This is a genomic window from Bacillus sp. 5mfcol3.1, from assembly GCF_900114335.1.
In the GTDB taxonomy this organism is placed as follows: Bacteria; Bacillota; Bacilli; order Bacillales; family Bacillaceae_G; genus Bacillus_A; species Bacillus_A thuringiensis_S.
The window spans coordinates 60,605-69,748 of the sequence record NZ_FOST01000010.1; the positions used below are offsets into that span (position 1 = coordinate 60,605).

Consider the following 9,144-nt stretch of genomic DNA (forward strand, 5'->3'; position numbering starts at 1 on the left):
AACAGTATATTTATTAACCTACCAATCTCCTACTCAACAGTAACAGACTTAGCTAAGTTACGTGGCTTATCAACGTCACACTCGCGGTGAAGTGCTGCGTAGTATGAGATAAGTTGTAATGGAATAACTGCTACTAGCGGTGCTAGGGCTTCGTGTACAGCTGGTAATACGAAGCTGTCACCTTCCATTTCTAAGCCTTTCATTGAGATGATACATGGGTTAGCACCGCGTGCTACTACTTCTTTCACGTTGCCGCGAATTCCAAGGTTTACGTGCTCTTGTGTAGCAAGTGCGATAACTGGTGTACCATTTTCGATTAAAGCGATTGTACCGTGTTTTAACTCTCCTCCAGCGAATCCTTCTGCTTGGATGTAAGAGATTTCTTTTAGTTTTAACGCACCTTCTAATCCTACGTAGAAGTCTACGCTACGTCCGATGAAGAAACAGTTACGCGTTGTCGCTAAAAATTGTTTTGCTAATGCGTCCATTTCTTCTTTTTGATCACAAAGTTCTATCATTGCATTTGCTACAAGTCCTAGTTCGTGTGTTAAATCGAAATCAAGAACTTCACCTTTTGCTTTAGCAATATCAGCTGCTAAAATTGAAAGTACTGCAAGCTGTGCTGTGTAAGCTTTCGTTGATGCAACTGCAATTTCTGGTCCAGCATATAACGGAAGTGTATAATCAGCTTCACGAGAAAGAGTAGAACCAGGCACGTTTGTAATTGTTAATGCTTTATGACCCATTTCATTTGTTTGTACAAGTACTGCACGGCTATCAGCAGTTTCACCACTTTGTGAAATGTAAATGAAGAATGGTCTTTCTGTTAATAATGGCATGTTATAAGAGAATTCACTTGCTACATGCACTTCAACTGGCATTTTTGCAAACTTCTCGATAAATTGTTTTCCAACAAGACCTGCATGATAGCTCGTTCCACATGCAATGATGTAAATACGATCGCTATCTAAAATCGCATTGCGAATGTCTTGATTTAATTCAATCTCGCCATTTTCATCTTGATACTTTTGAATTATATTACGGATTACAAGTGGTTGCTCATCGATTTCTTTAAGCATGAAATGAGGGTATGTTCCTTTTTCAATATCACTTGCATCTAATTCCGCTGTAAACGGTGCACGTTCAATCGTTTCACCTTGTAAGTTTTTAATTGTAATACTTTCTTTCGTTACGATTACGATTTCTTTATCCATTAACTCAATAAATTGATCTGTAACTTGTAACATCGCCATAGCGTCGCTCGCCACAACATTAAAGTTGTCACCAACACCTACTAATAGCGGGCTTTTGTTTTTAGCAACATAAATCATGTTTGGATTTTCAGCATCAAGTAATCCGATTGCATAAGAGCCATGTAAAAGAGATAGCGTATTACGGAACGCTTCTTCTACACTTAATCCTGTGCTCACTTGTTGTTCCATAAGCTGTACGATAATCTCTGTATCTGTTTCACTTACGAACGTTACATCTTGTAAATATTCCTTTTTCACTAATTCATAGTTTTCAATTACACCGTTATGAACTAGTGTAAAGCGTTTTGATGTACTTTGATGCGGATGCGCGTTTACTTTACTTGGAACACCGTGTGTAGCCCAGCGTGTGTGTCCGATACCTACGCTTGCTGCTACGTTCTCATCTACGATTTCACGAAGTTTTGCGATACGGCCTTTTTCTTTGTATACAACAACACCGTTCTCTGCTTGTACTGCAATACCTGCTGAATCATATCCACGATATTCTAGCTTTTCTAAACCTTTTAATAAAATTTCCTTTGCATCTTGCTCTCCAATAAATCCTACGATTCCACACATGTTTAGTCGCCGTTACAAATGCTTACACTGCTCTGCGAACATGTAACGACATAGTCCGATACCATTTTTATTTATACTAAAAAAACGGATTACATATTGCTAGCCCTGTAAGCTTGTAACGGCTTTCACCTTCCTCTCGATTGGGTTTAAGTCCGTATATACTTATACAGCTAGTTTTCATCCGTTCCTCTTCTCTCATCACACTTTCACCTTTGTCCACTAAGTCACCTTAATGATTTAAGTAAAAGTTTGCGGTTGTGATGAACAACCGGGAGTCATCCGCCGAAATCTCGATAAACCCCACCTCGTCAACTACACTATTTGTAGTTCTGGCGCTTTTATAATTTACAATATTTCCTTTGAGAAAAAGAACAAGACCATCTTATAACAAACATGGATAAACCGTCAATGAAATTTTTTTCATCGTCTATAAAACATATGAAAAAGGAGCACTTTTTGTGCTCCTTTTTCATATAAATTCAGCTAATTACTCAGCGCCAACTTCGGCTTTCACAACTTCTACAATGCGATGTACATATGCATCACAAACTTCTTGTGTTGGTGCTTCTGCCATTACACGAATAAGTGGCTCTGTTCCAGATGGACGAACAAGAATACGGCCATCACCGTTCATTTCTTCCTCTACAACACGAATAATTTCTTTAATTTTTTCATTTTCTAATGCTAATTTTTTATCTGTTACACGAACGTTTACTAGCAATTGTGGGAATTTCGTCATTTCTCCTGCAAGCTCAGATAATGGTTTTTTCGTCATTTTCATGATGTTTACAAGTTGAAGTGCACTTAACATTCCGTCACCAGTTGTAATGTAATCAAGTAAGATAATATGGCCTGATTGTTCTCCACCTAAGTTGTAACCACCGCGTTTCATCTCTTCCATTACATAGCGGTCACCAACTGCTGTTTTATCACTTGTAATATTGTTTGCTTCAAGTGCTTTGTAGAAACCTAAGTTACTCATAACAGTTGAAACAACTGTATTATGTTTTAATTGACCAGTTTCTTTCATGTACTTCGCACAAATAAACATAATTTGATCACCGTCAACGATGTTTCCTTTTTCGTCTACAGCAATTAAACGGTCGCCATCGCCATCAAAAGCAAGTCCAATATCCGCACCTTTTTCTTTTACCAATTCAGCTAAGCCTTCTGGATGTGTAGATCCTACACCCTCGTTAATATTCATACCGTTTGGAGAAGTTCCCATTGTTGAAATATCAGCTTCTAGGTCTGCAAATAAGTATGGAGCTAGAGAAGAAGTTGCACCATGTGCACAATCTAAAGCGATATGTAGGCCAGAGAAATCTTCTTCAACAGTTTGTTTAATGTACTGTAAATATTTTTGTCCACCTTCAAAGTAATCGCTCACTTGTCCAAGATTAGTACCTGTCGGACGTGGTAGTTCATCAACTTCTTTGTCTAATAAAGCTTCAATCTCAGCTTCTTGCTCATCTGTTAATTTAAAGCCGTCTGAACCAAAGAATTTAATACCATTATCTTGTACTGGATTATGAGATGCAGAAATCATAACACCTGCTTGTGCATCTAGTGCTTTTGTTAAATAAGCAACGCCCGGTGTAGAAATAACGCCAAGGCGCATTACTTCTGCTCCAGTTGATAATAGACCTGCTACTAAAGCTCCTTCTAACATATGGCCAGATACACGTGTATCACGACCGATAATTACTTTTGGACGATCTGTATCTTTTGTTAATACATAACCACCAAAACGCCCAATTTTGAAAGCTAATTCAGGTGTTAACTCCTTATTTGCAACTCCACGTACTCCATCTGTACCAAAATATTTACCCATTATGATTCGCTCCTTTTTCTTGCTCTTTTTGATTATGGTTATCTACCGTTGGTTCTTGACTATTTTCTTTATCTTTATCTTGATTTTGATTATTTTCCTGTTCCGTTTCTTTTTCTTGATTGGATTCAGGATTTTTTGGCTTCTCATTTTGATTTTCTTGATTGGTGTTTGAATTCGGTTGTTGACCGTTACCCTGTACTTCTTTATCTGGTTTTTCTTTCTTTACAATAGTAACTTTAGCACTTTTTTGTTTTGGCTCTATTGAAATATTACCAGGACCACTCACTTGAATAGAAATATCTTTCGTCCCTGAAGATACATTTTGCAAATTAATTACCGCTGTGATTTGGGCAGCTGTTATTTTATCTACTATACTTGCTTCTCCTGAAATATCAACACTTATATTTCCATCTTGCGGCGAAATTAGCTGAGCCGTAACATCTTTAGAAAGTCCATTTTTTTGGATTGGGATGCCATCAATCGTTTTTGTTTTCGTTTGTTTTGTTTTTTGCACTCCCACTGAAACCTTCACTTGATTCGGTTTTGCACTGGTTACACCCTTGGGTAATAAAACAGAGGCATCGAATGTTGTAGACTCTGTCAATTGACTAAGATCTACTTCGACCCCCTCTAGCGATTGTATATTATCCAAAATATCTTTTGGACCAGCTATCGTTACCTCTCTCGGCTCGACACTGATATTTGTAACTGCCAATCCTTCTGCTAAACTCCCCTTCTTCGTATACGTTACAGGAACAGTTTTTTCAGTATTATTGGCTGTAGTTTGCGTTGCCACATTCAACGTTACACTAATTTTAGATGGACTTGTTCTTACATTTAAACGTTTTCCTTCTTTATTGTATAATGTAACTTCGGGCGTTTTTGTAACAGTTTTATTAACACCTTTTAAATCAACATACGCTTTGGCAGATGAAATGCTTTCAATTTCTTCTTTCGTCCCAACTACCTCAACAGTATCCGGTTTAATGCTTGATTTTTCGAGAGTAGCCCCCGCTGGCATTTGATCCTCATTTGATAATTTCAAATCTACATGAACATATTTTCTCGCCTTTTCATGAAGAGTAACTTTAATTGTTGATGGCTGAACTGTTCCTTTCACATCGTCTGGAAGCCCGTTCGTTTTTAAAGAAATCTCATAAGTTCCTTTTGGACTATCTCGCAAATCAATTGGTATGTCAAATTGTTTTTTTGCTTTTGCTGTAGCAACTGATGCTTTTGGGCCTTCTAACTTCACCTTAACGCCCTCTGCTGGAATACCACTTACAATATATTTCTCCTCATCATACTTAAGATTAATCTCATAATTAGTTAATGTTTCTTTCGTATCATTTGCAAAAGGTAATATACCTGATGTCGTATTTTTCTCAGTTAACGTCGCTGACATAAAAAGCATACACGCCAATAGTAATGAGATCCCTTTTAAAAACCAATGATTCTCCATTAACTTATCCATGACGCTTTCTCCTCCAATTCCATAAAGACGAAGAAGTCGTTTTTTCGTTCCCACTAAATTCAGCTAATAACATATCCTTCAGCTGTTCTGTCTTCAAATCACGATGCAACTTACCATTTTTCGTTAAAGAAATTTGACCAGTTTCTTCAGACACAACTACTGTAATACTATCAGTAACTTCACTAACTCCCATTGCAGCACGATGCCTAGTTCCTAATTCTTTAGAAATAAACGGACTTTCTGATAATGGAAGATAGCATGCTGCTGCTTTAATTGTACTTCCTTGCATAATTACCGCTCCGTCATGCAGAGGTGTATTTGGAATAAAAATATTAATAAGTAATTCCGATGATACGTTTGCATTCAGCGGAATACCCGTTTCCACATAATCACCCATACCGGTCTCTTTTGACAAAGTAATTAATGCACCTATTCTACGTTTCCCCATATATTCGGTTGCTTTTGCTATCGCTGTTGCAACCATTTCAGGTTCATCATCCTCATGCGGTCCAACACGCGAAAATAAACTCCCGCGCCCTAGCTGCTCAAGTGCTCTTCGCAATTCTGGCTGAAAGATAATAATAACGGCTAAAAATCCCCATGTTAATACTTGTTCAGTTAGCCAAGATAACGTATGCAATTCAAGGAAAATACTAATCATCTTAACGACAATGATAACTGTAATCCCTTTTAAAAGTTGAACAGCTTTCGTCCCTCGGATTATGAGAATCAGCTTATATATAATAAACCATACAATGGCAATATCTAATGCCGTACTAAGATATTTCAAAATGGTCGTATCTTCAAAAGGCATGCTATCCCTTCCTCCTACTTACGAGCAATTCTATCCATATATTGAAATATTGTTTTATGCTCTATCTGTATGTATTTCCAACAACTAGTTAATTATACCATACATGAAACAAACGACAATTACAAACAACCCCCTTTAGCTCAAATTGGTAAGATGTCAAACATTTTTATCTTACAGTATAATATAAATCATTATTATACGCCTATTTTCAAATAAAAAAAGCAACTTCTCAGTTGCTTTTCTTACATTTATTTTAGTTTTTCACCGAATAAAGAACCCATTAAAGCAACTGCTGTTGTTGCCGTTCTATTTCTCTCATCTAAAATCGTATTTACCTCAACAAATTCAGCAGATGTGATAATATCCGCTTCTGCTAACATTTCCATCGCCAAGTGACTTTCACGATAAGATAGACCACCAATTACAGGCGTCCCAACACCTGGTGCATCATGAGGATCAAGACCATCTAAATCTAATGATAAGTGTACACCATCAGTATGAGATAAATATGCGATTGTTTCTTCCATAACAGCCGTCATCCCCATACGATCAATTTCATGCATTGAGAACACTTTAATACCTTCATTGCGAATGAAATCTTTTTCTCCTTCATCCAATGCACGCGCACCGATAATTACGACATTCTCTTTTTTCACCTTTGGATATGCTCCATATAAATCTACAAGTGAAGAATGTCCATAACCTAAACTTGCTGCAAGTGACATACCGTGAATATTTCCAGATGGTGAAGTTTCCTCTGTATTTAAATCACCGTGTGCATCATACCAAATAACACCTAAGTTTTTATAATGTTTTGCTACACCAGCTAATGTACCGATAGCAATACTATGGTCACCACCTAATACAAGTGGAAAACGACCTTCTTCTATAATATGATCCACCTTACTTGCTAATTCATTACATACAGTTGCAACTTGTGTAAGGTTTCTTAATTTTGTATTTTCATCTATCTCTTTTTCTCTCTCTATACGTATATCTCCCATATCTTTAACGTCATATCCAATTTCTTCAATTCTTTCAATTACCCCTGCATAACGGATTGCGCTCGGTCCCATATCAACGCCACGACGCATCTGCCCTAAATCCATTGGAACTCCAATAACTGAGATTTCTTTTTTCATAGATAGTATCCCCCTTCTGTGCCTTCACTAAATATTTTAAATCTTTTATATAGTCTGACTCAACTCGACATTTTTCTGTATGGATATACAAATTATTCACTTATATTCACGTTCAAAATCAAATTTCAAGACTATTCTATGTATAAAGTTAACTTAATGAAACAATCACAATCACTATTATTAAATAATAATAAAAAAACACCCCTACATTTAGAAGTGTTTTTCTGACGCTATTTTCCATACTGTTGCAATATTCTTCGTTGTCATTTCAATATTTTCTTCTGCTACTCTATATGCTTCTTCTAGTGTCATCGGTCTCGTTGTAATACTAAATACCGCATCTATTCCTTTCTCGTACACGGCTGAATAATCAGATGATACAGACCCTCCAATGGCAATTACAGGCACAGAAAAACGTTTCGCACGCCCCGCAACACCAACAGGAGCCTTCCCATATGCAGTTTGTTCATCTATTCTACCTTCACCAGTTATAATGAGATCTGCATCTTCTATATGTTTATCGAAATTTGTATAATCCAATACAATTTCAATGCCCCTTCGCAAGTCTCCCTTTAGCACTGAAATAACAGCCGCCCCCATTCCTCCTGCTGCCCCTGCACCAGGTATTTCAGATACATCAGAAGATACATATCTTTTAAGGATATTCGCATAATGTTTTAAATTCTCATCTAGCTCTTTCATCATCTCTATATTCGCACCCTTTTGTCTCCCAAATACGAAAGATGCTCCCTGCATTCCGACTAATGGATTATCCACATCACATGCCGCTTCTATCTTTACCCCCTTTAAGCGTGGGTCCATTTGTGAAAAATCAATAGCAACAATCGAATATAACGTACCTCCAGATGGATCTATTACTTCACCCTTATCATTTATAAATCTTACTCCTAAAGCTGCTAACATGCCTGCCCCACCATCATTTGTAGCACTTCCTCCAAGTCCTAAAATTATGTACTCCACCCCTTGATTTAGCGCATGTAATATAAGTTCTCCTGTTCCTTTTGTCGTTGTAATAAGTGGGTTTCGCTTTTCAACTGGAACGTGCTGTAATCCTGATGCTGCTGCCATTTCAATAAACGCTGTCTTTTTATCTTTAGACACGCCATAAAAAGCTTGCACACTTTCTCTAAGCGGTCCTGTCACACTAATTGATATAATTCTCCCCCCTGTAGCATCAACAAGCGATTCAACCGTCCCTTCTCCTCCATCTCCAATTGGTATTTTCACATACTTTGCATTAGGAAAAATTGCTCTAAAACCTCTTTCAATAGCTTCACATACTTCTATAGCTTTTAGGCTTTCTTTATATGAATCAGATGCAATAACAACTTTCACAATTATCCCCCATCCCTTATTTTTACGTTTTCTTCATTTTAAACGATAAATATAAAAGTTGTCTTTTTAAACACAAAAAAGCTTACATCATATGATGTAAGCTTTTTCTATTTAGATGGAGCCTAGCGGGATCGAACCGCTGACCTCCTGCGTGCAAGGCAGGCGCTCTCCCAGCTGAGCTAAGGCCCCTTAGTAATAAAGCGGAAGACGGGATTCGAACCCGCGACCCCAACCTTGGCAAGGTTGTATTCTACCACTGAACTACTTCCGCGAAAATGGTGAGCCATGAAGGATTCGAACCTTCGACCCTCTGATTAAAAGTCAGATGCTCTACCAACTGAGCTAATGGCTCGTAAATGGCTGGGCTAGCTGGATTCGAACCAGCGCATGACGGAGTCAAAGTCCGTTGCCTTACCGCTTGGCTATAGCCCATTAATATTTACTAGTATGGTTATCTTCTCAAAAAAATAAACCCTTTCAGGTTATTTTTAAGAAAATGGTGGAGGGGGGCAGATTCGAACTGCCGAACCCGAAGGAGCGGATTTACAGTCCGCCGCGTTTAGCCACTTCGCTACCCCTCCGACATTTAAACATATATGGTGGAGGATGACGGGATCGAACCGCCGACCCCCTGCTTGTAAGGCAGGTGCTCTCCCAGCTGAGCTAATCCTCCAAAAGTGGTGACCCGTACG

6 protein-coding genes, 6 tRNA genes and 1 pseudogene are annotated in these 9,144 nt (G+C 38.0%); all 13 read right to left on the bottom strand.

Translation table 11 applies throughout. The features are described from left to right. Nucleotides 1-29 precede the first annotated feature (29 nt). Nucleotides 30-1,832: a glutamine--fructose-6-phosphate transaminase (isomerizing) gene (gene glmS, locus BM089_RS27265; RefSeq protein ID WP_000334155.1), complete on the bottom strand. Its 1,803-nt coding sequence runs from the start codon at nt 1,830-1,832 to the stop codon at nt 30-32. A gap of 12 nt (nt 1,833-1,844) precedes the next feature. Next, a pseudogene (locus tag BM089_RS31625) lies at nt 1,845-2,031 on the bottom strand (hypothetical protein). A gap of 288 nt (nt 2,032-2,319) precedes the next feature. Beyond that, complete coding sequence (glmM, locus tag BM089_RS27275) at nt 2,320-3,666, bottom strand: phosphoglucosamine mutase (protein WP_000521476.1); 1,347 nt, start codon at nt 3,664-3,666, stop codon at nt 2,320-2,322. Then, entirely contained in the window at nt 3,659-5,140 is a 1,482-nt protein-coding gene (locus BM089_RS27280; protein WP_090978598.1) for a CdaR family protein, read from the bottom strand. The genes glmM and BM089_RS27280 overlap by 8 nt, the downstream gene beginning before the upstream one ends. Continuing rightward, nucleotides 5,133-5,954: a diadenylate cyclase CdaA gene (cdaA, locus tag BM089_RS27285; RefSeq protein WP_001115694.1), complete on the bottom strand. Its 822-nt coding sequence runs from the start codon at nt 5,952-5,954 to the stop codon at nt 5,133-5,135. Before cdaA ends, BM089_RS27280 begins: the two co-directional genes overlap by 8 nt. Nucleotides 5,955-6,202: 248 nt before the next feature. Beyond that, nucleotides 6,203-7,096, bottom strand: a complete 894-nt coding sequence (rocF, locus tag BM089_RS27290; RefSeq protein ID WP_000711574.1) for an arginase — start codon at nt 7,094-7,096, stop codon at nt 6,203-6,205. 210 nt (nt 7,097-7,306) lie between these two features. Then, the gene (locus BM089_RS27295) at nt 7,307-8,452 is read right to left on the bottom strand and encodes a glycerate kinase (protein WP_090978600.1); all 1,146 of its coding nucleotides are present in this window, start codon (nt 8,450-8,452) and stop codon (nt 7,307-7,309) included. 116 nt (nt 8,453-8,568) lie between these two features. After that, nucleotides 8,569-8,641 (bottom strand) — tRNA-Ala (locus BM089_RS27300). 10 nt (nt 8,642-8,651) lie between these two features. Next, nucleotides 8,652-8,723: transfer RNA gene (locus BM089_RS27305), tRNA-Gly, on the bottom strand. Nucleotides 8,724-8,728: 5 nt separating this feature from the next. Continuing rightward, nucleotides 8,729-8,804, bottom strand: a tRNA-Lys gene (locus BM089_RS27310). A gap of 5 nt (nt 8,805-8,809) precedes the next feature. Beyond that, a tRNA-Gln gene (locus BM089_RS27315) sits at nt 8,810-8,884 on the bottom strand. Between the two features lie 65 nt (nt 8,885-8,949). Further along, a tRNA-Tyr gene (locus BM089_RS27320) sits at nt 8,950-9,033 on the bottom strand. 16 nt (nt 9,034-9,049) lie between these two features. After that, nucleotides 9,050-9,125: transfer RNA gene (locus BM089_RS27325), tRNA-Val, on the bottom strand. Nucleotides 9,126-9,144 lie beyond the last annotated feature (19 nt).

Excerpts from the sequence above, each read along its gene's own strand:
- BM089_RS27280 (WP_090978598.1), bottom strand. The coding sequence starts at position 5,140 with ATGGATAAGTTAATGGAGAATCATTGGTTTTTAAAAGGGATCTCATTA.
- cdaA (WP_001115694.1), bottom strand. The coding sequence starts at position 5,954 with ATGCCTTTTGAAGATACGACCATTTTGAAATATCTTAGTACGGCATTA.
- glmS (WP_000334155.1), bottom strand. The coding sequence starts at position 1,832 with ATGTGTGGAATCGTAGGATTTATTGGAGAGCAAGATGCAAAGGAAATT.
- rocF (WP_000711574.1), bottom strand. The coding sequence starts at position 7,096 with ATGAAAAAAGAAATCTCAGTTATTGGAGTTCCAATGGATTTAGGGCAG.
- glmM (WP_000521476.1), bottom strand. The coding sequence starts at position 3,666 with ATGGGTAAATATTTTGGTACAGATGGAGTACGTGGAGTTGCAAATAAG.